Below are 25,444 nucleotides of genomic sequence, written 5' to 3'. Positions count from 1 at the left end.
GCGCCCTCGACGTCACTCTTCGCGGAAGGCGCGGGCCATCTGATCGGTGAAGGGTTTGATCAGGTAGCTGATGGCAGTGACCTCTTCGGTCTCGACAAAAACCTCAACAGGCATGCCGGGAAGTAGGGACTGGCGCCCTATGCGCGTCAGGTCTCCGACGATCTCGACATCGCCGATGTAGAACGTATCGCCGCTTCTCGGATCGTGCTGAGCGGCGGCGGAGATATGATCGACGCGGCCCTCGACTTCCGGCGTCGTCCTCTGGTTGAAGGCCGAGAAACGCAGCTTGGCTTTCTGGCCAAGGCCGATCTGATCCACGTCCACGGTGCGCAGGCGCACTTCTATCTTGAGGTGAGCGTTGTGCGGCACGAGGGTGACCAGCGTTTCAGCCGGACTCACGACACCGCCGACGGTATGCACCTTAAGCTCGTTGACGATGCCGCTGATCGGCGCGCGGATCTCGGTTCGCATCAGCCGGTCTTCCGTGGCAGTATATCGCTCCTTGAGTTCCGATGTGGTGGCATCGACGCCGCGCAGTTCGCGCTGGGCTTCCGCTCTCGCGGTTTCCTCGATGCCGATGATCTGCAGCTGGATTTCGCTGCCCTTCGCGGCGGCGCGCGCCCGGCTCGCCTCGATCTCGCCACGCTGGCCCATCATGCGCGCCAGGTCGCGGCTGATCGTATAGAGCCGTGAACCCTCGACCAGTCCCCTGCCGGAAAGCCCCTCGATTTTTCCGTGCTCGGTTTCAACCAGCGCAATTTCCTCGTTGAGAGCCGAGAGCTGCGAGGCCAGTCCGGCGACCTCCTGGTTGAGCTGCTCGGCCTGCAGTTTCAATTGATCCTGCATCCGCATCCGGTTCTGCAGGTCGCGGTTGAACAGCTGCAGTTCTCCCATTGCGATGAGGGCCGTCTCAGGCGAGTCCTGAGTGAACCCGTTCGGGAAAATTATCGTGTCGCGGCCGTCGCGTTGCGACGTCAGGCGGGCACGGCGGCCACCAAGCTCGTCGAGCTGCGAGCGGATGATCGCCAGCTCGGCGCGTGCCTGGACGTCGTCGAGGCGGATCAGCACGTCGCCCTGTTTCACTGCGTCGCCTTCGCGGACCGCAATGGCCGTCACGATGCCGCCGTCGCGATGCTGCACGACCTTGACGTGCTCATCGACCCTGAGGACGCCGGGCGCTATCACCGCACCCGAAAGCTTGCTGGTGGCGGCCCACGCGCCGCAGCCGCCCACCAGAAGAGCGCCGAAAACGGCGCCGAAGACGACACGCGACCGAAATCCGAAACCGCCATCAGCCTTCTTTTCGGAGCCCGCGGGTTGATTTTGCCTTGCCATGAGATTCCTCCAGCCGCTAGGCAACGGTGTTGTAGACATACGGTGTGTGGTGTCCGTAGATGTCGATCGACATTTCAAACTCGTTGTTCATGTCGAAGTCGACGTCGATGATGGTGTGGTCCATGCCGTCGAAGCGCTCGTATCTGATGCGGATAGGGACGTCGTTGCCGCCGTTGGCTTGACCTTCGTAAACGCGTGAGAAGAGATCTTCCGCCGCATTGCGCGCAGTCCCGGAAATCTCGAACTGCTCCACCATCACTCGATCGCCCACCATGAAGTCGATGATCTGGTGGACCAGTTCGCCGGCGCCGATGCCGCTAGAGGCCGCCATCGCGAAGGTGAAAGTGTCGTCGCCTCCGGAGCCGGCAAAAACGGTGGACTGTCCGCCGGCCTCGAAATTGTCATTTCCCGAGCCGCCGATGATCTTCTCGAAACCGGCGATGATATCGGTGCCGATTTCCCCCGAGGAAACCGTGCCGTTGACCAGATCGACCGATACGCCCGAGCTTGCCCGCGACATGTCCAGCGCGTCGCTGCCGTCGCCCCCGTCATAGACGTCGCCGTCGGCGTCGAGGGTTACGATGATGAGGTCATTGCCACTGCCGGCGGATACCGTGTCGGAACCTGCTCCGGCATCGACGATATCGTCGCCGTCGCCTGCAAGCACGACATCGGCGCCTGCTCCGGCGTCGATGACATCGTTGCCTTCCTCGCCTTCGAGATAATCGGATCCATCGCCGCCGGCGATGATGTCTGCACCTTCACCGGCGAAAATGGAATCGTCGCCCTCGCCACCGTCCAGCGTGTCGTTGCCGGCATCGCCGTAAAGCGTATCGTCATCCTCGTCGCCGGCGAGGGTGTCATCACCTTCGCCCCCTGAAAGCATGTCGCTGCCGCCGCCGCCATGCAGGGAGTCGCTGCCTTCGTTGCCCTGAATGATGTCGCGCCCTTCGCCACCCTCGGCATAGTCGGCGCCAGCACTTGCCAAGATGACGTCTTCGCCGTCGCCGCCGAACATCGAGTCGTCGCCGTCGCCTCCGTCCAGCGCGTCATTTCCGGCATCGCCGTAGAGCGTATCGTCATCCGCATCGCCATCGATCCTGTCGTCGCCATCGCCTCCGGCCAACAGGTCGTCACCGGTGCCGCCAGACAGGGTGTCGTTGCCCCCGTCGCCTTGCATGATGTCACGCCCCTCGCCGCCTTCGGCGAAGTCGGCGCCGGCGCTCGCCAGGATAATGTCGTCACCATCGCCGCCAAAGACCTTGTCGTCGCCTTCGCCGCCGTCGAGGGTATCGTTTCCGCCATCCCCGCGAAGGATGTCGTTTCCGATGTTTCCCGCGATGCGGTCGTCTCCATCGCCTCCGGACAGCGTGTCGTCGCCATCGTCGCCATCGATGCTGTCGTCGCCGCCCTCGCCATGTACTTCGTCGTCGCCTGCGCCGGCGCTCACAACGTCGTCGCCGCTGCCGGCGAACACGATGTCGTTGCCGGCTCCTGCCCGGATCGTGTCGTTGCCGTCTCCACCTCGGATGACATCGTTTCCGCCGAAGGATTCGATGGTGTCATTTCCGGCCAGTCCGTCAAAGACGTCAGCGGCCGCTGACCCGACGAGCCAGTCGTCGCCAAGTGTGGCTGAGCCGGAAGGTGTTGGCGTCTCCTTGTCCACGACGTTGAAGCTCGCCGAATGGGCAACGGTTTCCAGCCCGTCCGATACCGAATAGGTCACCTTGACCTCGCCGAGATGATCGGGATCGGGGGTGTAAATCCAGAACGCCTCATGCACGGCGACGTGGCCGCTCGATACATGGACATCGGTCACCGTCAGCTCGTCGCCGTCGGCGTCCTCAGTGTTCATCAGGAGTTCGCTCAGCCCGATCAGGACGACTTGGGCTATCATCACGTCGTTGAGCCTGTTTTGGCCAGCGACGGTCGGGGCGCGGTTGCCACGGCGGGGTTCTTCGGGGTCATCGTCGGGATCGGGATCGGATTGGGGGTCGGGGTCGTCGCTCGGGTTCGAAACAGGTGTTTCAGCATCGCCGTCGCCGCCAATGCCCTTGTTCAGGGCCTCAAGCAGCTGCTCCAGCAAGTCGTCGTCGCCGCCGTCTTCCGGCTGCGCTGCCGCTTCACCCCCCGTCCGGTTGGAGGAAGGCATAACCCGAGCGCTGGTCAATTCGAAAGAGGATGTCGCGCCGGCCTCGATAAGCGGCAACGTGTCGAGGTTGAACGGGTTGGATCTGACATTCATCAGCTTCATCGACAAAGGGAAGTCGACGACGTTTCCGCGTGTCGGAGCTTGGCCGAAGAAATCCAGAGGTTCCAGTCGCTCCTCCCTTTCGCGGCTTTCTTCGAGCGATGACATGGCGTCGGGACGCACGGCGGTCGCCCGGCCGAAATCAACCGGCGCACCGCCGGTCTCGCTGCTGGACGGGCCAAGTCCGGGTTCAGGCTCGGCGTGAGTCTCTGCCCGCGCTGGCAAGGCGCTCTTGAAGTAGACTGCGATACCTGTCAGCAGCAAAGCGATGTAAACTGGCAACTTTGACAGCTTCTCCGCGGATTCGAAGGCAAAACGGCGTGCCGAACGGGGATCGGTGGTTTCCTTTTGCTGCCGGAGCCCGGTGACTTCGATCATGACAGTGCTCCTTCTCTGGCGTTGTTTGCTGCTGTCGGCTGAATGGCGGGACGTCCGCCGACCGGTTGCGGTGCCAGGATTTCCGATTTCGGGCCGAAGGCGACCATCTTGCCGTTTTGCACCACAGCAACGAGATCGACGGCGGCAAGCGCGCTTGGACGATGGGCGATAATGATGGCGATGCCGCCACGGGCGCGAATGCCGCGGATCGCTTCCGTCAGGGCGGCTTCGCCCTCGCCATCGAGATTTGAGTTGGGCTCGTCCATGACCACCAGGAAGGGATCGTTGTAGAGGGCGCGCGCAAGCCCGATCCGCTGCCGCTGCCCGGCTGACAGCACCACTCCAGAAGGGCCGATATGGGTGTGATAGCCCTCAGGAAGGTGGACGATCATGTCGTGTACGCCCGCTGCCTGTGCGGCGGAAATCACCCCCTTGGGGTCCGGCTGCTTGGCATATCGGGAAATGTTTTCTTCGATGGTCGCGTCAAGCAGGCTGACGTCTTGCGGCAGATAGCCGATGAATTTGCCGACGGCGGAATCCTCCCACTGCCCCATTTCGGCGCCGTCCAACCGCACGCTCCCACGAAGCACCGGCCAGACGCCTGTAAGTGCTCTGACAAACGTCGTCTTGCCGCTTGCGCTCGGCCCAATCACGCCAAGCGCCTGGCCCGCTTTGAGTTCGAAGGCGACGTCGCTCAGAAGGATCCGGCCGGACGCTGGGGCAACGACCGTAATCTTGTCGACCGTGAGGGTCGACTTCGGAGTGGGAAGAACCATCATGGTCGGCGTTTCATTCAGCGCCGTTACCGTATCGACCAGCCGCTTGAACGAATGACGTGCGCTGACGACCCCCTTCCAGTTGGTGATGGCAAGATCGATCGGGGCAAGTGCCCGCGAAGAAGCGATCGAGGAGGCGATGATTGCGCCAGCCGAAAGCTCGCCGATGATCGTTAGATACGCGCCGAGGCCGAGGATCGCTGACTGCAGCAACATCCGAAGCACCCGCGATATCGCGCCAAACGTACCATTGATGTCGCTGCTGCGCGTCTGCAGGGCCAGATGCTCGCTATTGGCCTCTTCGAAACGCATGACCGCCCTGTCGGCGAACCCCATGGCTTTCAGGATTTCGGAATTGCGGGCGTTTGAATCGGCGATGGCACCGCGGCTAACCCCCGATTGTTGCGCATGGCTCGACAGCCGTCGCAACATCAGCTCGGCGGCTACAGTCATCAGTGCCAGCACAAAGGCGCCGCCGAAAGTCAGGGCGCCAAGCATCGGATGCAAGAAGTAGGCGAAGGCCAGATAGATCGGCACCCAGGGAAGGTCGAAAAGCGCCATCGGCCCCTGCGAACCGAGGAAGGTGCGAACGACGTCGACATCGCGCCCCCGTTCGAGCGCCTCCGCGTTGGAGAAACCGTATCGCGGCATGTCGACAGCGACCTGGTGGGCGAGGGGAGCCAGCCGCTTGTCCAGCCGTGCGCCGACCCTGACCAGCACCTGCGAGCGGATCACATCGAACACGCCCTGGAAGAGGTATAGGCCGATCGCCAGCACGGAGAGGGCGACCAGCGTCGGGATGCTGCCGCTGGTCAGCGCGCGATCGTAAATCTGGAGCATGTAGAAGGCGCCAGTCAGCGCCAGGATGTTGATAAGGCCGGAGGTGAGGAAAAGGAAAAGGCCGATGCCGCGGAATTCCCTGGTGATGGACTCGGTACTGCGCCGGCGCGCGATCGATGCTGGCTGTTCCTTCGACATATGTGTGGTCCCCCCGAATGGCTGATGCGAAAAGACGTCGAGAGGTCGGCCACGTTTGCGGCCGACCTCTGCTGCGTGGCTAGGCGATGAAGCTTCCACCCAGCGTCAGCGCCACGTTGCCGGACAGCGTGATCGAGAAGTCGGCTGCCGTGTCGGTGTCGTTGTTGCCTTCGATGACCGTGTTGCCGCCTGCCTGGTAGGTGCGCAACACACCCTGGCCACCGAACGCTGTGTTGCCCTGGATGAGGACCGTGAAGGCGTTGTTGCCGCCCGCCGTCGAGTTGGCGTCTATACCCGAAAGGTCCACCCGGTCGCCGGCCTGGAAGTCGGTGATCACGTCGCCGTTCGCGGCAGTATTGGTTGCGAAGACAAACACGTCGTTGCCGCCGCCGCCGGTCATGGTGTTGAGGACATTCGCCGTGTTGCTCGCGGTGAAGGTGTTGATGCCGGCGCCGCCGATCACGTTTTCGACGGCGTTGATCGTGTCGGTTCCCGCACCGGTGACCGCACCCGTCGCGAAGTTGACGGAGGTGTCGCCGGTTACGGCGGACATGTTCAGCGTGTCGGTGCCGGCGCCACCATTGAATGTGTCGTTGCCGTCGGCGTTCTGGGCAAGGAACGTGTCGTTGCCGTTTGCGCCGTTCAATGTGTCGTTGCCGGTCAACCCGTTCAGCGTGTCGTTCAATCCGCCGCCGTTGATGGTGTTGCCCAAGGTGTTGCCGGTTCCGGCAAATGCGCCGGCGCCGGTGTAGGTCAGGTTCTCGAGGTTGGCGCCGAGCGTGTAGGATGCAAGCGTGGTTTCGACGGTGTCGGTTCCGGCATTCAGGACTTCATTGACGATGTCGCCGATCGCGTTGACGACGTAGGTGTCGTTGTCGGCGCCGCCGTTCATGGTGTCGTTGCCGAGGCCGCCATCGAGACGGTCGTCGCCGGCCAGCCCGTTCAGCGTGTCGTTCAGCCCGCCGCCGATGATGATGTTGGCAAGCGCGTTGCCGGTGCCGGCGAAGGTGCCGCCGCCGAGCTTGGTCAGGTTCTCGAGGTTGGCGCCAAGCGTGTAGTTGCCGAGCGTCGTCTGCACCGTATCGGTGCCGGCGCCGGCGTTTTCGATGATCACGTCCCCGGCATCGGCGATATAAGTGTCGTTGCCGTTGCCGCCGGCCATGCCGTCATTGCCGGCGCCGCCGTCGAGAATGTCGTCATTGTTGCCGCCGTTCAGCGTGTCGACACCGATGCCGCCGTTCAGCGTATCGTTGCCGTCGCCGCCATTTAGCGTGTCGGCACCGCCCATGCCGTTCAGGATGTCGTTGCCGCCTAGCCCGTTCAGTGTGTTGTTGCCGGTACCGCCGGTCATCACGTTGGCCGCATTGTTGCCGGTGCCGTTGAAATTGCCGCCGCCGAGCTTGGTCAGGTTCTCGACATTCGCTCCGAGCGTATAGTTGGCCAAAGTTGTCTGCACTGTGTCGGTGCCGCTGGTGCCGCCGGCGCCTTCGATCACCACGTCGAGCGCGCTGTCGACGACGAAGGTGTCGTTTCCGTTGCCGCCGTTCATGGTGTCGTTGCCCGTTCCGCCGTCGAGTGTGTCGTTGCCTTCGCCACCGTTCAGGATGTCGTTTTCACCGAGACCATTGATGGTGTCGTTGCCGCCGAGGCCGGATAGATTGTCCTGGCCTTCGGTGCCGGTGATGGTTTCGCCCGCTGGGAGCCCCGCAACCAGATCGCCGACGACGATGGTGGCCGCGGAGGTTACGCTTTCGGCAAAGCCACGGTTATCCAGAAAGTTAGCGACTACGCGCACCTGCCTGTTTACCTGGGCCTGGCCGGGCGTGAAATTGGCATTCGTCGCGCCGGCGATATTGGTGAAGAGGCCCGTTCCCACGCCCGTCTCAACCTGCCATTGCCAGGTGACGCTAGCAGGGTTGAAGCCGTTCGCGTCGGCGAGTGTGCCGATGGACGCGGTCAGTTGCGACCCTTCGGTCGGGGTCGTGTCGCTGATGGCCGGTGCCCCTGTCGCCGGATCGTTGACCAGGCTCACGAACTGGTCGGCGAACTGAAGCTGCTCGATATTGATGATAGTGTCGGTGCCGTCGAGCAGGGTTCCACCCGTGTGCGACACGGTCATCCGTCCGAAGGCATCGGTTCCGAAGGTATATTCGTCCAGATTGCCCGAAAAGACCGCCGTATCCATGTCGTTGGAGCCGTCAGCCGTCATGATCTGGCGGACTATGCCGAGCTGGCCGGGATTGATCGCGCCGGAAAACATCCGCGACGACAGCGTCGTCATGCTCTTGTGCAGCTCCAGCGGTGCGCCGGTATGTCCGGTATCGGAGGCCGCATAAACGCCGATCTGCACATCCAGCCACTTGTCGCCGTCGATGATGTCGTCGCCGGCGTTGCCGGTAATCCGGTCGCTGCCGTCGCCGCCGAGAATGATGTCGCCGGCGCTGAATTCCGTCACCCCGGCGCCCAGCAACGCCTGCAGGCCGCTGATCAGGGCGATGCCCTGGGCGTCGAGGAAGCTTCCGGCGATACCCTCGGTTCCACCCTGGTTGGCTGGCAGGCGCTCGGCCGCGACAACCTGCGAGCCGGCGAGGATATCGTCATGCGCCGATCCAGAAAGCCCTTCCATCGATTCGAATTCGTCGAGTGCAGCGTTCTGCGGCAGCGTCGGCGCTTCGTCGAAAATGATCGGGATCGACAGGTCCGCATTCACCCCGGCGATGTTGTCCTTGTAGGTGACCCAGTCATAGCCGGACATGCCAGCCATCTTGCCGCGGCCGGGGCTGCCGACCATGATGTCGTCACCACCTTCGCCGATGAACTCGTCGAAACCGCCGTCGCCCAGGAACACGTCATTGCCACGCACGCTGTCGCTGGCGAAGATTTCGTCGAAATTGTCGCCGGGCGCACCGTCGAACGTGCCGGTTTCCAGCCAGTCGTCGCCCTCGTTGCCGAGGATGCGTTCGGCGTTCTTGTTGCCCAAGATGAAGTCGTTGCCCAGGCCGCCGAACACTTCCGAACCCATGTCGGTGCCAAGCACGATGAAGTCCTGGCCGTCTCCGGCAAGCACCAGATCGAGGCCCGGACCGGCGTTGACGACATCGTTGCCTTCGCCGGCCTTGATGTTGTCGTCGCCACCGATGTCGGTGATGATGTCGTCGCCGCTGCCGCCATTGATGATGTCGTTGCCGTGGCCGCCTTCCAGCTTGTCGTTGCCGCCATCGCCAAACAGCGTGTCGTCGCCGATGCCGGCAATCAGGATGTCGTTGCCGGACGGGTTGAAGGCGTTGCCGGGGTCGGTGCCGCCGAGCACGACGTGATCCTCGCCGGTGTAGCGCAGGTAGTTGGCGTCAGGTCCAGCCGTTCCCGGATTGTTGCGGATCACCAGAGGTGTCAGGATCGAGCCGCCGGCCGGGTCGATGCCCAGATTGTCGGCGGTTTCGTCTGCCGCGGTATTCGGGTCGTTGTTCAGCTGGCCATCGGCGCCGGCGGTTTCTCCCAGCCCGGGATTATACTGTCTGGTCCGGTCGATCTCCAGGATGAGGCCGGGCGTCGAGAACACGTCCGACGGCAGGTGGGTTGCGTCGGTGTTGCGCATGATCATGGCGGCGAAGGAATTGCCTTCCATCTCGCCGAACAAATGCAGCCCATCGAGCCTTTGCAGGTAATAGAAGCGGTCGCCGTTCTGCAGCTTCTCCATCGTGGTTTCGAACACGAAGTTGAAGGTCGAGCCCAGCATGCCACCGAACGGCGTGATCTGTTCGGCAAGGCCGCCGATCCACAGGTCGACATTCTCCAGGCCACCAAGGTCGGTCGCATACGCGCCGGTGCCGTTGAGGAAGTCCTCGGCATCGGCCGGAACCAGCAGGCCGCCGACGGAGATGCCGGTGATGATGGTCAAGGCGGCGTCGCGCTTGCCTTCGATCGTGGTCTGTCCGGTGATCAGCGCATGCGTGCCGTAGGCGGCGATGAAGTTGATGATCGAGGCCTCGTTCTTGAGGTGGCCGGCATAGTCGATCCAGCTCTCATAAGGCTTGAGAAGCGCGTCGTTGTTGGTAACTTCGTAGAATTCGCGCCGCGCCGCATTGAGCGACGGCACGCCGGTGTCGCGGCCGCGGGCCAGGTTGATGGTCGCGAGGTCGAGCGGCAGGCCGAGCAGGTTGTTGCGCAATGCGCTGGTGACGAACTCGTCGATCTCGTTGCCAACCTGGCGGGTCATGCCGCGGATGATGGATCCGGCCATTTCGCCTGAACTCTGCGAGGCAAACTCGATCGGGTTGAGGAAGCCCTCGATCAGGCCGATCGATTCATCGTTGAATTGCGGATCGAAGCGGTCGATGGATTCCGTCAGCATCGAATGGCCGAAGCGGTAGACCACGTGCGCGAACTCGGCGACGATGCTCGGGTTGATCGTCACGTCATAGCCGTCCGGAACCAGGAACACGTTGACGTTCGGCTGGATCTTGCGGGCGAACTCCTCGAAGACGAGGTGCTGGTACTGCATCTCGGTCCCGAATTTGGCCGCCTGGAACAGGCGCTCGCCGTTCCAGTCGAGTGCTGCAATCGCCGCCGGGGTGGCGGGCAGTTCGGTGATGGCGACGTCGAGCCACGCGTTGATGAAGTCGATGTCGCCGCTCTCCAGCACGACGTCCTTGGTGTGCTCCATCAGCCGGTTGTGCTCGGCGTGGAACACATGGTGGACGGCGGTCAGGCCGATGTTCTCGTTGCCACGCCCGTCACCGGTGATGAAGTGCGAGTCCAGGAGTTCGTTGTCGTATTCGGTGCTGCCGTTGCCGGGATTGCCAAGGCCGATTTCGGTGTCGCCGTCGGCGATCTTGCCGACCGGCACCGCGGTGTGCGCAATGTCGTCGAGGAAGGCATGGCCGGTGCGAACCGCAAGATGCACGACTGCGGCGGGATTGGTGGCGTTCACCAGCTCAAGCGGATCGGCCGGCGTGCCGGATTGCAGCGTGCTCGGCGAACCCGCTGGCACGCCGAACATGACGACCTGCGGGAACCCGGTCGCCGATGGGATGAAGTTGCCGTAGGCATCGGTCGCCAGCAGCGGCAGGTTGCCGACATGGTAGTCGGTCAGATCGATGCCGAGGATGTTGCGCGCCTGGGCCTTGATCTCTCCCCAGGTCGGCAGGCCGCCATTGGCGCCGTCGAGCAGGGAGCCGGTCGCCTCCGGCCTACCGTTGACCAGCGTATATTCGCGCAGGAAGACCTGGTGCGACGGATGCGACGTATAGGTCTGGTTCTGGTCGACGAACGATGTCGTGGTGTTCAGCGGAAGCGCGTGATCGTCCGCGGTGCCGGCAATGCCGTCAACGCCGGGCGACAGCACGCTGGCGCGCGTCAGCACCATGAAGTTGGTGGGGCTGGTTGGATCGTAGAGCGGATCGTCGGGCTGAAGCGGCACGAACACGGTGCCGCTGTTGCCCTTGGCGACGAGGTCGAGGCCATGGTCGAAAAACTGGCCAAACAGCGTGAACCACGAGTTGAAGGAAGCGGAAAGGCCGACGTCCGGCGCAATGTTGGTGATCTGGATGTTGTCGCCGTCCATCTCGATGCCGTTGGCCGTAAGCATGCCGTCGAGGTCGACGCGCTCTATGGCCAGGGCCGCATTGGCGGTGTCGGAGGCGGCCTGCGTCTGCGTGGCGGCGGCGATTGCGGCATCCAGGGCCACCTGGGTTTCGGGCGTCGGGGCCGTATCATGGGCTTGCTGCGCGGAGACAAGCGTCCGCTGCGCGTTGATGTTGGCGAGGTTTGCGTCCTCGGCAGCCTCGATGAACGGCTTGACAGTTGCGTATTCCGCTTTGATGGCGACCGCGGTTGCCAATTCATTGCCCGGCGCGGAGCCGGCGCGCTGCAGCGCGACCATGATGGCGGCGGGGTTGTCCAGCGTCTGGTCGACGATCAGGTTGGAGATGGTGCGCAGGCTGCTGTCGACGACAATGTTGCCCGGATTGTTTGAGGGATTATAGGACGAAGCGGTCACGCCGCCCGGCGCTGGTCCGTTCATGTCGATCGGCGTCGCGGGCCGGTACTGCGGGTCGAGCAGGGAGGGAAACTCGTTGTCGGCGGCGCCCCAGTTTTCGCGCCCGGGAAGCAAATTGTTGTAGGTGCCGTCAACGGTGCGCAAGCCGAAGCTCAGGTTCGGCGCCGGAATGAGGTCGCTGAGTGGCGTGCCGGCTGCGTGAGCTTCGGAAAGCTCGATCTGCTTCAGGATGAAATCCAGATCCGAACGGATGTACTTGACCATTGCCTGCTCCCCAGTGGTTGGTTCTGCTGGTTCCCCCGGCGTCCGCGCGAGAGATCAGGAGAAGCTGTTGTGTGAGCGCTCGCGCGCAGTCGTCTTCGTCCACGCTCGTGTTAGGACGGCGTGATGTTCCTTCAGAAGTTCCGGGTCGCGGCAAGGTGAACGCCAAGGCCCCCGTGCAAGCATGATGCAGACTTGGCCGGGCTCAGTGCATGGGCGGAAGTCGAGCTACTTCAGCAACTTTCGGCGAGAGCAATATGCGACGTTGGTATCGCGACAACTGCACTTTCGTCGCGGGTTTCATCGGACTTTGGTCCTTGATCGCGCCTTTGCAATTTCTCGTCAGAAATAGCTTGCGCAAGATCAACAGCGAAGACGCGGGCTGGTCCGGGAGGCGGCCACCTTGTCCGCCAAATTCACAAGCAAATCTAATTGTCCGCTTTGCTGTGTGTCACCACTATACTTTGTCTTGGTGTTTAGCTGGACCAAAGCCCAGATCAGGCGCCGAACTGGTCCAGATGCAAGCAGACCAAGGCACTCTTCACATCGTCCGACCTTCCGAAGTTATCGGCACAGGCTTTCTTGTGCACCATTGCTGATGAAACCGCCGTGAACCTCGTCATGCGGCGATGCCAGTCAATTGCGATGCTCCGCTCCGACGCCGGATTGAGACATCGCCGAAGCGAAAGAGGGGAATGTCATGGTCAATCTGGTGAAGCACGATCTGGAATTCATACTCAAGCAAATCAAAATCGCGGAGGCACATGCGGCTGGTGGCGACTTGGCGACATTGGTCGCCGAAGCCGGTGGCCTGGATGCAGATGCGGCTGCAGGCGTTCCGTTGCAGGCGCACCTGCTTCCCTACGGGCTGCGCACGGTCGATGGCAGCTACAACAACCTGCTGGAGGGGCGCGAACAATGGGGAGCCTCGGCAGAGCCGTTCGTCCCACTGGTGACGCCAAGTTATGGCAATGACGCTGACAGTGATACCCTAGTATTTGGCACGCCCGCCAACCCGGTTTCGCTCACCAACACGGACTACACACCGGGTTCGCCCACGGGAAATCCGATGTTTGTTCCCGGGACAGTCGTCGACGCCGATCCGCGTCTTATCTCAAACCTCATTGTCGACCAGACGAGCAACAACCCTGCCGCGATTATGGTTTATGACGCCATGCTTGAGGAGGGAAAGACGGCGTCGCGCACGCAGTTACTGGACAATAACGGTGTCGGGAAGGTTCATGCCGCCGACGTGGTCGGACCGGACGGAGCCGTGCTCGCCGCGGCTGGGTCGCCTGTCTATTCCTACACTTTCGAGAACGTCTCCCCTGATATCGGCGACTCGGCCCCCTACAACTCGATGTTCACGCTATTTGGTCAGTTCTTCGACCACGGGCTTGATCTGGTTGCCAAGGGCGGATCGGGCACCGTTTATATTCCGCTTGCCGAAGATGACCCGCTTTACAATCCGGCAACTCCGCACACCAACTTCATGGTAATGACGCGTGCTTCGCGCGATGCGGATGGCAACGTCGCCGCAAACGTCACCACCCCTTGGGTTGATCAGAACCAGACCTACACCTCGAACGCCTCCCATCAGGTGTTCCTGCGCGAGTATGTGATGCTCGATGGCGAGCCCATTGCCACTGGCCGACTGCTTGATGGCGATCGGGGCCTTGCAACATGGGCGGACGTCAAGGAGCAGGCCCGGACGATGCTTGGCATCGAGCTAACCGATGCCGACGTGGGCAGGGTCCCCATGCTACTCACTGACCCTTATGGCGAGTTCATCCGCGGCGCCAATGGCTTGCCGCAATTGCTGGCAGCCTTCCGCCCCGATGGAACGCCGATTTACGTCGAAGGCGATCTCGTAACTCCGATCAATCCATCTGCGATTCAGTTGCCACTCGGCACGATCATACTGACATCGACAGGGACGCAGACCATCACGAGCGGCATGACGGTCGATGCGGCGCGTACGCTAAACGCCTTTCTGGACGACATCGCCCATGCCGCGGCGCCCGTTCTATCCGGCGGCGTCTTGCAGGCTGATGCTGATAGCGAGCTTGGTTATTCCGGCGGGTTCAACTCGCGTGGGCAGCAGACTGCCTACGATGACGAGCTGCTTGATGCGCACTACATCACCGGCGACGGCCGCGGCAATGAGAATATCGGCCTGACCTCGATCCACCATGTCTTCCATTCGGAACACAACAGCCTCGTCGAACAGACCAAGAATGTCGTGCTTGCTTCGGGCGACCGCGCCTTCATCAATGAATGGCTGCTCGTCGACCTTGGAGTGAACGATCCTATCCCGGCAAATGGCGCGGGGCTGATCTGGGATGGCGAGCGCCTGTTCCAGGCCGCGCGTTTCACCAACGAAATGGAATATCAGCATCTCGTTTTCGAGGAATTCGGGCGCAAGATGCAGCCGGACGTGGATGCGTTCCTTTTCGAACCGTCAGCCGACGTCAATCCGGCCATCTTCGCCGAGTTCGCGCATGCCGTTTATCGCTTCGGCCACTCGATGCTGAACCAGGATATCGACCGCATCGTCCAAGGAACCGACGGCACCTATAGCTTCGATAACATCAGTCTGTTCGAAGGGTTCCTCAACCCGCTGGAACTGGGTGCTGTGGATGCCAACGGCAATGTGATTGTCGATCACGACGCTGCCGCCGGCGCGATCATCCGCGGCATGACGCGGCAGGGCGGCAACGAGATTGACGAATTCGTGACCGACGTTCTGCGCAACCAATTGGTGGGCATCCCGCTCGACCTTGCGGCGCTCAACATTGCGCGTGGCCGCGACGTTGGCTTGCCGACCCTAAACGAGGCCCGCGCCCAGTTCTACCAGATGGCGGGACAGGATTCTCAGCTCAAACCTTACACCAGCTGGGTCGATTTCGCCCTGAACCTGATGAACCCGGCCTCGATCGTCAATTTCATCGCCGCCTATGGCACGCATCCACTCGTTGACTCTGAGACGACGATCGAGGGCAAGCGCGCGGCCGCTGCGATGCTGGTTTTCGGGGATGCAAGCCTGTCGGGCGCGGCAAAGACGGCGTTCGACAATGAACGGCAGGCGTTTCTCAATGCCACTGGCGCCTGGGCGAATGCCGAGACGGGGCTCAACAAAATCGATCTCTGGATTGGCGGTCTCGCCGAAAAGAAGATGGATTTCGGCGGCATGCTGGGATCAACATTCAGCTTCGTCTTCGAGCTGCAGATGGAAAACCTTCAGGAGGCCGACCGCTTCTACTACCTGTCGCGCGTCCAGGGCCTCAACCTGTTGAACGAGTTGGAAAACAACTCGCTGACCGAGATCATCATGCGCAATACCGACCTTGAGGGTGAGGGTCGGACGGCGTTGCCGGGGAACATCTTCTCAACGCCTGATTTCACCCTCGAAATGGATCAATCCAAACAGATCGGCGCCGATCCCGAGTTTTCGAACCCGATCCTCCAGGCCCTGACGCCGCTAGTGGTGCGCAAGGACGCCGATGGCGACGGTGATCTCGACGTACTCATCTACAATGGTGGCGATCACGTGGTGATGGGCGGCACCAATGAGGACGACATCATTGTTGCCGGCGAAGGTGACGATACCATCTGGGGCTACGAGGGTAACGACACCATCGAAGCAGGATACGGCGTCGACGTCGTTCATGGCGGCGATGGCGATGACATCATAACCAATGCCGGCACCGACATTGGCGCCATGGACTTCTTGCATGGCGAAGGCGGCAACGATGTCATTCACGGTGGCTCCGGCATGGCGCTGGTCTTCGGCAATTCGGGCAATGATTTCATCATCGGCGGTCCCGATGGGAAACACCTGCTGGGCGGTCTAGGCAACGACTTCGTTCGCGGCGGTGACGGCGGCGATTTCGTTATGGGCAACGAAGGCGACGACTGGCTCGAGGGTGGTGGCCGCTTCGACACTCTTGCCGGCGAGAACTCGGAGCTCTTCTTCAATTCGACCATCATCGGCCATGATGTAATGAACGGAAACGGCAGCGACACCGACTATGACGCCGAGTCCGGTGACGACATTATGTTCCAAAACGAAGGTATTCAGCGTTCTAACGGCATGGCCGGCTTCGATTGGGCGATCCACAAGGGCGACAGCAATGCCGCCAACTCCGATCTCGGCATCCCGATATTTGCAACACAGGAAGCGTTCATTCTGCGCGATCGCTTCGATCTGGTTGAGGGTCTCTCGGGGTGGGACAGGAACGACACCTTGACCGGCCGCTCCTCGCCCACCAACGCTCGGTCCGAGCTCCAAAACACTGCTGCAATACCTGGCCCAGACAGTCCGTTGGACTCTTACTCGAACGCTCTGCTGGAGAAGAATGTCGCGTTGATCAGCGGCCTTGACGCGCTTGTTGCGCACCGGGCGCGCACCAATGTCACCGTCAATGGAAAGACCGAGACCATTGTCGTCGAAACAGCGGACGCCTCCGACATATTGTTGGGCGGCGGTGGCAGCGACGTCATCAAGGGGCTGGCCGGAAACGACATCATCGATGGCGACAATTGGCTCAACGTTCGCATCCGCATCGTCAAAGACGGAATTATCTATACCGCTGACGGTATGACCACCCAGGTTTATCTCGAAAGCGATCTGAACGAAGGCGCGCTTGTTCCAGGCGCTGCGGCGCAGTTCGGCGGCCGGTCACTCGATGCATTGATGTTCGACCGTACGCTCAATCCTGGCCAGCTATCGATCGTTCGAGAAATCGTCGACGGCGATCTGGACAATTCAGATACCGACATTGCCGTCTATACTGACGTGGTCACCAACTACACCTTCACCCGCAACAGCGATGGAAGCATTACCGTCGATCACACCGGCTTCGAGGATCCGGGTGATGGCGAAGATCCGAATGGCGAAGACATTCCAGAAGAGACGGTCCAAAACAAGGTGCGTTCTGACGGCACCGACCGCTTGTTCAACGTAGAACAGCTTCGTTTCTCCGACGGCAACGGCGGAACGATCGATTTCAATGTCGGCCAGCTGATCAACGTTGCACCCACAGGCGCCCCGATCATCAGCGACATGACGCCCACCGAAGGGCAGGCGCTGACAGTCGATACCAGCAGCATTGCAGACGCCAATGGCGGCATTGCTGGCGGCTTCGCCTATCAGTGGCAGGTTTCCGAGGACGGCGGCGCCACCTGGAGCAGCATCGCGCTGGCGACCGGCCCAAGCTTCACCCCAGTTGACAATCTTGGCGCGGGCCAGGTCGGCGACCTCCTGCGCGTGCGGGTCAGCTTCACCGATGGCGCTGGTAATGCCGAGCAGCTGTTTTCAGCGCCAACCGCAGTGGTTGGTGACAACTGGAATGCCGTGCCATTCCTAGGCAACACCTTCAACGGAACAGCGGGTGACGATATTGCCAATGGGACGAGCGGAGTGTTTGGTCTCGGCGCAAACGATACGCTCAACGGCAATGGCGGAAATGACATTCTCAACGGGGCGGGCGGCAACGATACCCTCAATGGCGGTGCCGGCAACGATACATTGAACGGTGGCGGCGGTAACGATACGGCCGTCTATTCCGGGCCAATCCGCAATTTTGGCCTGCAAAGCAATGGCGTGACTCTTACGGTAACCGACACTACCGGTGCAGAAGGCATCGATACGGTCACAGCGACGGAGACCTTGAGATTTGGCACCGTAAGCTACGCTGTGGTCAATGGCTCCGCCGGGAACAATGGCAATCTCAATGGCATCAATGGCGCCAACGGCTCGCAGGCGATCTTCGGGTTCGGCGGCGCCGACACGATCAACGGTGGCGCTGGCGACGACTACATCGACGCTGGCGAGGGCAATGATACCATCACACAGACTGGCAGCACCGGCGGACGCGATTTCGTCGACGGTGGCGCTGGCACCGATACCTACCAGGTCAACGGTGCGGCAGGGGCGGAGACCTTCACGGTTTACTCTAGAGCTGCGGCTCTAGCTGCTATCAGCGGCCTTGCCCTGGCAAGTTCGACAGAGATCGTCATAGCGCGCAACGGTGCGGTGATCGCTGAACTTGATAATATTGAAGAAATCCGCGTCAACTCGCTCCAGGTGACATCGCCTGGTGGCGCTGGCGGCGGAGCAAACGGTGGCGACACGATCCAGGTCGTCGGCGACTTCACCGGCACGAGCCTTAGCTTCAGCACGATCACCATCGACGGCAACACTGGAGACGACACGATCAACATCACGGGGCTCTTGTCGGCCCATCGCATAGTGTTCCGATCCAATGGCGGCAACGACACGATCGTGGGGGCACTGCGGGATCAGGATGTTATTGAACTACCCGCAGGGGCCGACCCTGCCGACTATGAACTCAACATCAACGCCAATGGCACCAAAACTCTTTTCAGTGCCACGCATTCGGTCACCTTCCTGGCTGACGGAGAGCCTGAGATCCGTGTCGCAGGTTCCGGTGGCGGGGATGATCCGGATGATGCAGGCAATCATGAAGAAGATGACGATGCCTGCGAGTCTGATGGCGAGAGCCAGACGCCCCATGGTGCGCCTTCAAATGCCATGTTGGGCACCAGCGGTGCAGATAGCCTGAGCGGCACCGAAGCGGGCGATACGATCATGGGCCGTGATGGCAGGGACATCGTATTTGGCCGCGGCGGCAGCGACGACATCTTCGGCGATGGCGGAGCGGACATGCTCTACGGGGACAGTGGGGATGATCGCATTCTTGGCGGCGATGGCAACGACTTCATCAACGGCGGCGCTGGCAAGGACACCGTCTTCGGCGGCGGCGGCGACGATCTGATCGTTGCAGAAGACGGCGACGGCAACGACACCTACTACGGTGACGACATGGCCGGCGGTACGGGCAACGACACGCTCGACATGTCGGCGATCAACGCCAACATTACAGCCGATCTCGGCACCGGCCACATGGGGCGCGGTTCTGTATCAAGCGCCCAAACCGGCAACGACACGATCTGGGGCATCGAGAATTTCGTCGGCGGCTGGGGCAGCGATACAATCACGGCCAGCAGCGAGGTCAATGTAATGGACGGCGGTGCCGGCGGAAACGACACGTTCCGCTTCCTTTCCGCAGCCCATGCCGATGGCGACACAATCGTTGGCTTCCAGCCTGGGGACAAGATTGACCTAAGCGGGATGGACGCAAACTGGTGCGCGTCCGGCAAACAGAGCTTCACCTTGGTGTCCGATGGGTTCAGCGGAAGGGGCGAGCTCATGGTTGCCCATGAAATCCGCGACGGTGAAGAATATACGGTTGTGCTCGGCAACACGAGCGGTGGCAATGACGCTGATTTCAAGCTCAGCATCAAAGGTTCCCACGAACTCAGCGCAAGTGACTTCAACCTTTGACGAGGCAACACGTGGGGCCGCAATAGCCGGCGCCACATTCTCGTAGATCGGTCTTTCCGGCCAACGCTTTTCGGTCAAGACCGGCTTCAAGGCAAAGCAACCAGCAGGCTCCTGGGGTTTGGGTGGAACATGGGTACGCGTGCAAACAGTTCGATATCGGCGTCCAAGCGCAAAGGTGCTGACAAGCTCACCAAAGGCTTCCGGAGCATCTTTGTATTCCTATTTGCGATGTCGGGCGTGATCAATATTCTGGCGCTCACGGGCGCCTTCTACATGCTTCAGATTTATGATCGCGCCTTGACCAGCGGCAGCATTCCAACACTGGTGGCGATCTCCGCACTGGCGATCGGGCTTTATTTCTTCCAGGGCATGTTCGACGTCATCAGGTCGCAGATTCTGGTGCGGATCGGGGCGCGACTGGACCGCAAGATCGCCCCAATGGCGCACCAAGTTGCCATCGACATGCCACGTTTTGGCTTTTCCACCGCCGAGGCGCTGGAACGAGGCCGCGACGTTGACACTGTGCGCGGGTTCCTTGGAAGCCAAGGACCGATCGCGTTGTTCGACCTGCCATGGATGCCGTTGTTTCTGGTCTTCGTTTACATTCTCCATCCGTGGCTAGGAGCGCTGACCCTTGGCGGGGCATGCGTGCTTACGCTTCTCACGATCCTGACGGAACTGATGACCCGGCGGCTGAGCAGCGCGACCCACCAGGCCGCAGTGGCACGAAATGCCATTGCCGATTCCAACGCGCGCAATGCCGATGTACTCAAGGCAATGGGCTTTGCCGGACGAGCGGTCGCCCGCTTCGACCGCGCCAACGAGGACCACCTAGAGCTACAGACGCGGACCAATGACATCAGTGGTACATTCGGAGCGCTGTCGCGCGTACTGCGTATGATCTTGCAGTCGGCCGTGCTGGGGATGGGGGCCTACTTAACCATTCAAGGTGAGCTCTCGGCCGGTGCGATCATCGCGGCATCTGTCGCATCCGCACGAGCCCTTGCACCGATCGACCTGGCCATAGGCAACTGGAAGAACGTTGTCTCCGCGCGCACGGCTTTCGGACGCCTCAAGGAAACGGCCATGGCGCTGGCTGGATCGGCGGACCACATGGTGCTCCCCGCCCCCGTAGGGTCGCTCAAGGTCGAAAACATTACCGTCGCTGCGCCTGGCTCCGGCCGTGTTTTACTCAGCGAGGTCTCCTTCGAACTCAAGGGGGGGCAAGCGCTTGGGATTATCGGTCCAAGCGGAGGTGGCAAGACGACGCTTGTACGAGCATTGACCGGTATCTGGCCTGTGTTGCGCGGCAGTGTACGACTGGACGACGCTGAATTGACGCAGTGGGATGACGACAGGCTGGGGCAGTTCGTCGGCTACTTGCCGCAGGAAGTCGCGCTGCTCGACGCTACGATAGAAGAGAATATCTCGCGCCTTCATGAAGCTCCCGAGGCGCGCTCGATTGTTGAAGCTTCGAGAGCGGCAGGCATCCACGAGATGACCGTTCGCATGCCGGATGGATATCGCACCGAGCTAGGCCCTCTTGGTGTCTCGCTTTCGGGCGGACAACGCCAGCGGATCGGACTCGCCAGAGCATTGTACGGCAATCCGTTCCTAGTGGTCCTCGACGAGCCAAATTCAAATCTAGATGGCGAGGGTGAGGAAGCCCTGACCTCAGCGATAGAAGGCATAAAGCGCCGAGGAGGTATCGCGATTATTATCGCTCACAGGCCCTCGGCCCTTGCCGCGGTTGATCTGGTTGCAGTCGTCCAGAATGGCAAGATGACCGCATTTGGTCCCAAGGCCGATATTATCGGCGCTACCGCGCGTCGTGACGCTCCCCCTCCAGCCAAAGAACCCTCGAAGCGGATGGCAAACGCCCGTATCAGCGCACAGGTGACGGTATGATCGACGTCAAAGGCAGCAAGAAGGCACAACAAGAAGCGGACCCTTCACAGCGATTTCGACTGAAGGACGACGTCCGGACCAAAACTCCCATGTTGGTCGGCCTCTTTCTTGTTTCGGTTGCACTGTACCTGAAGGCGATGTTCCCCAGCCTGGCATCAAACCCAGACACCAGCGCCCCCGAAAAAGAGCCCGTTGACGCCAAAGCGCCTGCGACCCAAGAGATTGCCGCCAATGAACAAGCCCTCGACGCTTTGCCCGAGGACAGCGTTCCTGTGGCCGAGGAGCCTGCGAGCTCCGCAAGCCGGGTCATCCAGCCTGCCTTGCCTGCGCGCTTCATGGTCGTGAACTCTCCGGAGTTCGGATTTTTGCAGACAGAGGCATCCATCAATTGGAACGGTTTCAAGCCCTATTCGCGGCCAGCCAATGACAACAGCTGGAGTGTCGCTCCTGAAATAGCGCCGGAGGTACCTCAGGTCGCCCCCGGCGTTGTCGAGCCTGTCGCCCCAGGCGGGCCATCGGAGCAGCCGTCGGATACTGACTGTGATGAGATGGGTGATGATGTGTGCGAGGAGGACGACGAGGAGGCGCAATCCCCAAACAGGGCTCCTCGCGTCACCGGTCCGGTTTACCTGATGGATGTGTCAGGATGCGCAATCCTGACGATTGCACTCTCAGACTTGCTCGCCAACGCAGTCGATCCCGACGGCGATGCGCTTACCGTCAGGAATCTGAGTGTTTCGTCCGGAACCATCGTCCAATCCCAGGGAGGGTGGTTGTTCCAAGGGTCACCGCATTTGCTTGGCGATGTCACCATCTCATACGAGATAAGCGATGGGCATCGCGCGGTGGGCCAGAGCGCCCATTTCTCCGTCGTCAAATCCTTCGTTGAAGGCAGCAATGGCGACGATAGCCTGCTTGGCACGATGTGCGCGGACGACATCGACGCTGGCGATGGCAACGACAACATTGACGGGCGTGCCGGTGATGACGCGATCTTTGGCGGGCGTGGCGACGACCATGTGATGGCCGGTAGCGGCGACGACACCGTTTTTGGCGATGCGGGTTGCGACATCATTTTCGGAGGTGCTGGAAACGACCACCTCTCGGGCGGTGCCGGCAACGACCGGCTGTTTGGCGAAGACGGCAACGATATCCTGTTTGGAGATGCCGGAGACGATTACTTGAGCGGCGGCAGCGGTGACGATCTGCTTCTCGGCGGCGCTGGAGACGACGTGCTGTCCGACGGCACCGGCCAGGATACCTTGCGTGGCGATTCCGGCAACGACATCGTGGTCGCAGCACTCGATGGCGAGGACGACTACTTCGATGGAGGCGATGGACGCGACACGCTCGATTACTCGAATTCATCCTCAGGGATAAACGTCGATCTGGTTACTGGCATTGCCAGTGGCGTCGAAATTGGCAACGACACGATTTCAGGCTTTGAGCTTGTCGTTGGCGGCGCGGGGAACGACTACTTCATCGCCGGGACGGTGCAAGTCACGCTAGCCGGCGGGGCCGGAGCCAATACGTTCGAATTCAAGGGTGGCGAAACAACCGGCTACCAATCCGCTTCCGAGCAGACATCCGTTTTCCACGAGATCCTCGATTTCAAGGTCGGCGATCGCATCCGAATGTCCAAATACGATCTTTTCGAGCAAGTGCTCGATGAGATTGGCGAGCGCTTCGAGGACATTTACGGCGACGAGGTCGAAGATGACGACATCGCGATCCGCTACCGACACGATCGTAGCGACGAGATCGAGCGCACGATCATAGAGGCCGACTTCAACAAGGATAACATCTACGAGACGACCGTTCACATTCAAGGACACCATGTCCTTGTCGTCGTCGAACATGTGTGAGGCGGCACAGCGCCCGAAGGAGAACAGTACATGAGCAGAAATGGGGACAGCAAACACGGGCGCGAGATCAACGCATTTGGAATCGGTCCACGCGTCGTCGCCGGGGTCGCGCTTGGCTTTTTGCTTGTAGGTGGGGCCGGTGGATGGGCTGCGACCGCTCAACTGACTGGTGCCGTAATCGCTCAGGGTTCAGTGACCGTCGAACAGAACCTGAAGTCGATACAGCACCGTGATGGCGGCATCATCTCCGACATAACCGTTCGGGAGGGAGATTTTGTGCGCGCCGGCCAAGTGTTGATTAGACTTGAGGACGCGCAGACCAAGGCTGAGCTATCGATCGTTCAAGCACAGCTAACCGAACTTGCGGTTCGCAAGGCTCGCCTGCTTGCAGAGCGCGATGGGCTCACCGAAATTGATTTCCCGCAAAAGCAAAGTTCTGGAACACCGCACTTAGCTGCCATCGCAATTGGCGAAGCCCGGTTGTTTGCTGGCAATCATACAAACCGTGAAAGCCAAAAAAACCAGCTCGAATTAAGCATTGAGCAGGTTGGCGAGGAAATTAAGGGACTTGAAGCTCAGCGGCATTCGAAAGACAGTGAGATTGCCCTGATCGAGACGGAATATGCCAAGATCAAGGGGCTCGTCGACATGAGGGTGATCGAGGGCGCGCGCATCTACAACGCGGACCGTGAAAAGGCGCGCCTCAGTGGGGAGCGCGGTGAAATTGATGCTGCGATCGCGCGGGCCAAAACACGGATAAGCGAGATCCGCCTGCAGGTTATCGCCATCGACGAAAACAGCAGCACTGAGGCTCAGCGCGAACTGAGCCTCGTGGACACCAGAATATCTGAGCTGAATGAACGTAAAACAGCAATCGAAGATCGCTTGTCGCGCACCGACATTCGCGCACCGATCTCCGGAACGATCAACGAATTGAATGTGGACACAATCGGCGGTGTCATCTCCCCTGCCGAAGTGCTTGTTACTGTGGTGCCTCAGGACGCAAAGCTCAAGATTGAAGTCAGGTTAACTCCTGCGAGCATCGACCAGGTAGCAGTTGGCCAACTGGCGCGACTGCGTTTCCCAGCATTCAACCAAAGGACAACACCGGAACTGATGGGAGAAGTCGTCCACGTCTCGCCGGCAACGTCCCGCGATGCCACCACAGGCGAGACATTTTATCTTGGCGATGTACAAATACACCCAACGGAACTCGCCAAACTCGGCGGTGAAGCGCTTCGCCCTGGAATGCCGGTCGAGGTCTATGTTTCCACCGAGGCACGGACTGCCATCTCGTATCTGGCAAAACCCCTGAGTGATCAGTTCAACAGAGCACTCAGAGAGCGCTAGCCAGTTCGAGGCGGTGACCCGCATCCGCATAAGGTGCGGCCCGTGAGTGCTCCAATTGTGACGGCTAGGAGAGGGCGATTTCATAGGCCAAGGCGCCAAAATATCTCTCTCTAGAAAGACAGTGAACGAGACGCACTCGCTGCCTTCCACGGGCGTTATTTTCCGCCCCTTATGCTCTATTCACGGCTAGTTAATAGACCGCGCTACGGACGGCGGAACTACGCCGTCAAACTCCTTGAGCGCCAGCACGACCTCAAGCCTGCTTCGAGCTGCAACCTTGTGCATTAGTACCGTCATGTAGTGTTTTACGGTATTTTCAGTGAGTCCTAGCTCCTGCGCGATTTCCCTGTTTGTTTTGCCCCTATGCAGGAGACTCACAATCTGTTCCTCGCGGACTGTCAGCTTCAGCTTCTTTGCCGCAAGCTTTCGAAGGGCAGCGGTACGCAGCGAAGCAATGAGCTTGGTGGCGATGCACGGACTGATGAAGGTGTCGCCTCCCGCCACAGTCTGTACTGCTTCGAGAAGTTCGGCAGACGTGCTCGACGATGTTAGATATCCAACCGCCCCCGCATCCAGCGACCGCATCGCGTGTTCCGCGCTAGGCATTCGGCTAAACACTACAATCTTGGCGTGACTTCTCGTGGCTATCGATGCGATTGTGTCAAAGTCCCCGTCGTGTTCGCCAAGATCAATGACAATGAGGTCAGGGTCATCCCGTTTCACAACTTCCAAGGCGTCCTTGGCGTTTGCCGCCTGCGCCACGACTGTGTATTCATCCTTGGACGACAATACAAAGTACATACCGTCCCGCAGAATCGATTGCTCACAAATCAGAGCGATACGTGTCTTACGCATAAACCAACGCCCACCCTTACATGCCCAGTCTCTAACATACTGACCGGTTAAGGCAGGCGCAATGCGGTTGTTAACAAAAGGTTAATTTCAACCCTCAGGTGGTCGGTTATCTTGACGTAA

General features: G+C 60.6%; 9 protein-coding genes. 4 read left to right on the top strand and 5 right to left on the bottom strand.

Features of this window, described 5'->3' with window-relative positions; all coding sequences use genetic code 11:
• Window positions 1-12: 12 nt before the first annotated feature.
• The 4 genes from AC1DLV_RS03960 to AC1DLV_RS03945 all read right to left on the bottom strand — a co-directional run bounded on the left by AC1DLV_RS03960 (window position 13) and on the right by AC1DLV_RS03945 (window position 11,980).
• Entirely contained in the window at window positions 13-1,335 is a 1,323-nt protein-coding gene (locus AC1DLV_RS03960) for an HlyD family type I secretion periplasmic adaptor subunit (RefSeq protein WP_476798270.1), read from the bottom strand.
• A 16-nt stretch (window positions 1,336-1,351) separates the two neighbouring features.
• Window positions 1,352-3,964: a cadherin-like domain-containing protein gene (locus AC1DLV_RS03955; protein WP_476798269.1), complete on the bottom strand. Its 2,613-nt coding sequence runs from the start codon at window positions 3,962-3,964 to the stop codon at window positions 1,352-1,354.
• On the bottom strand, window positions 3,961-5,718 hold the full coding sequence (locus AC1DLV_RS03950) for a type I secretion system permease/ATPase (RefSeq protein ID WP_476798268.1): 1,758 nt from the start codon (window positions 5,716-5,718) through the stop codon (window positions 3,961-3,963). Before AC1DLV_RS03950 ends, AC1DLV_RS03955 begins: the two co-directional genes overlap by 4 nt.
• A gap of 79 nt (window positions 5,719-5,797) precedes the next feature.
• Window positions 5,798-11,980 (bottom strand): peroxidase family protein, encoded by a 6,183-nt coding sequence (locus AC1DLV_RS03945; RefSeq protein WP_476798267.1) that lies wholly within the window; start codon window positions 11,978-11,980, stop codon window positions 5,798-5,800.
• Between the two features lie 697 nt (window positions 11,981-12,677).
• On the opposite strand from AC1DLV_RS03945, the gene AC1DLV_RS03940 reads away from it, so the two are divergent.
• The 4 genes from AC1DLV_RS03940 (at window position 12,678) to AC1DLV_RS03925 (ending at window position 24,469) form a co-directional block, all read left to right on the top strand.
• Window positions 12,678-19,346, top strand: a complete 6,669-nt coding sequence (locus tag AC1DLV_RS03940; protein ID WP_476798266.1) for a peroxidase family protein — start codon at window positions 12,678-12,680, stop codon at window positions 19,344-19,346.
• Window positions 19,347-19,475: 129 nt separating this feature from the next.
• Window positions 19,476-21,254: a type I secretion system permease/ATPase gene (locus AC1DLV_RS03935; RefSeq protein WP_476798265.1), complete on the top strand. Its 1,779-nt coding sequence runs from the start codon at window positions 19,476-19,478 to the stop codon at window positions 21,252-21,254.
• A complete protein-coding gene (locus AC1DLV_RS03930; RefSeq protein WP_476798264.1) occupies window positions 21,251-23,119 on the top strand; it encodes a calcium-binding protein in 1,869 nt (622 codons plus the stop codon). The genes AC1DLV_RS03935 and AC1DLV_RS03930 overlap by 4 nt, the downstream gene beginning before the upstream one ends.
• A 30-nt stretch (window positions 23,120-23,149) precedes the next feature.
• Complete coding sequence (locus AC1DLV_RS03925; RefSeq protein ID WP_476798263.1) at window positions 23,150-24,469, top strand: HlyD family type I secretion periplasmic adaptor subunit; 1,320 nt, start codon at window positions 23,150-23,152, stop codon at window positions 24,467-24,469.
• A gap of 186 nt (window positions 24,470-24,655) precedes the next feature.
• Here the strand turns inward: AC1DLV_RS03925 and AC1DLV_RS03920 are convergent, their stop codons facing one another.
• The gene (locus AC1DLV_RS03920; RefSeq protein WP_476798262.1) at window positions 24,656-25,324 is read right to left on the bottom strand and encodes a LuxR C-terminal-related transcriptional regulator; all 669 of its coding nucleotides are present in this window, start codon (window positions 25,322-25,324) and stop codon (window positions 24,656-24,658) included.
• Window positions 25,325-25,444: the final 120 nt, after the last annotated feature.

It is taken from the genome of Aminobacter sp. 01T433, assembly GCF_056398585.1.
Note: the sequence above shows the minus strand (reverse complement) of the source record. Positions and strands in the feature narration are given on the sequence as shown.

Coding starts and splice junctions, on each gene's coding strand:
- AC1DLV_RS03960 (WP_476798270.1), bottom strand. CDS start 1,335: ATGGCAAGGCAAAATCAACCCGCGGGCTCCGAAAAGAAGGCTGATGGC.
- AC1DLV_RS03955 (WP_476798269.1), bottom strand. CDS start 3,964: ATGATCGAAGTCACCGGGCTCCGGCAGCAAAAGGAAACCACCGATCCC.
- AC1DLV_RS03950 (WP_476798268.1), bottom strand. CDS start 5,718: ATGTCGAAGGAACAGCCAGCATCGATCGCGCGCCGGCGCAGTACCGAG.
- AC1DLV_RS03945 (WP_476798267.1), bottom strand. CDS start 11,980: ATGGTCAAGTACATCCGTTCGGATCTGGATTTCATCCTGAAGCAGATC.
- AC1DLV_RS03940 (WP_476798266.1), top strand. CDS start 12,678: ATGGTCAATCTGGTGAAGCACGATCTGGAATTCATACTCAAGCAAATC.
- AC1DLV_RS03935 (WP_476798265.1), top strand. CDS start 19,476: ATGGGTACGCGTGCAAACAGTTCGATATCGGCGTCCAAGCGCAAAGGT.
- AC1DLV_RS03930 (WP_476798264.1), top strand. CDS start 21,251: ATGATCGACGTCAAAGGCAGCAAGAAGGCACAACAAGAAGCGGACCCT.
- AC1DLV_RS03925 (WP_476798263.1), top strand. CDS start 23,150: ATGAGCAGAAATGGGGACAGCAAACACGGGCGCGAGATCAACGCATTT.
- AC1DLV_RS03920 (WP_476798262.1), bottom strand. CDS start 25,324: ATGCGTAAGACACGTATCGCTCTGATTTGTGAGCAATCGATTCTGCGG.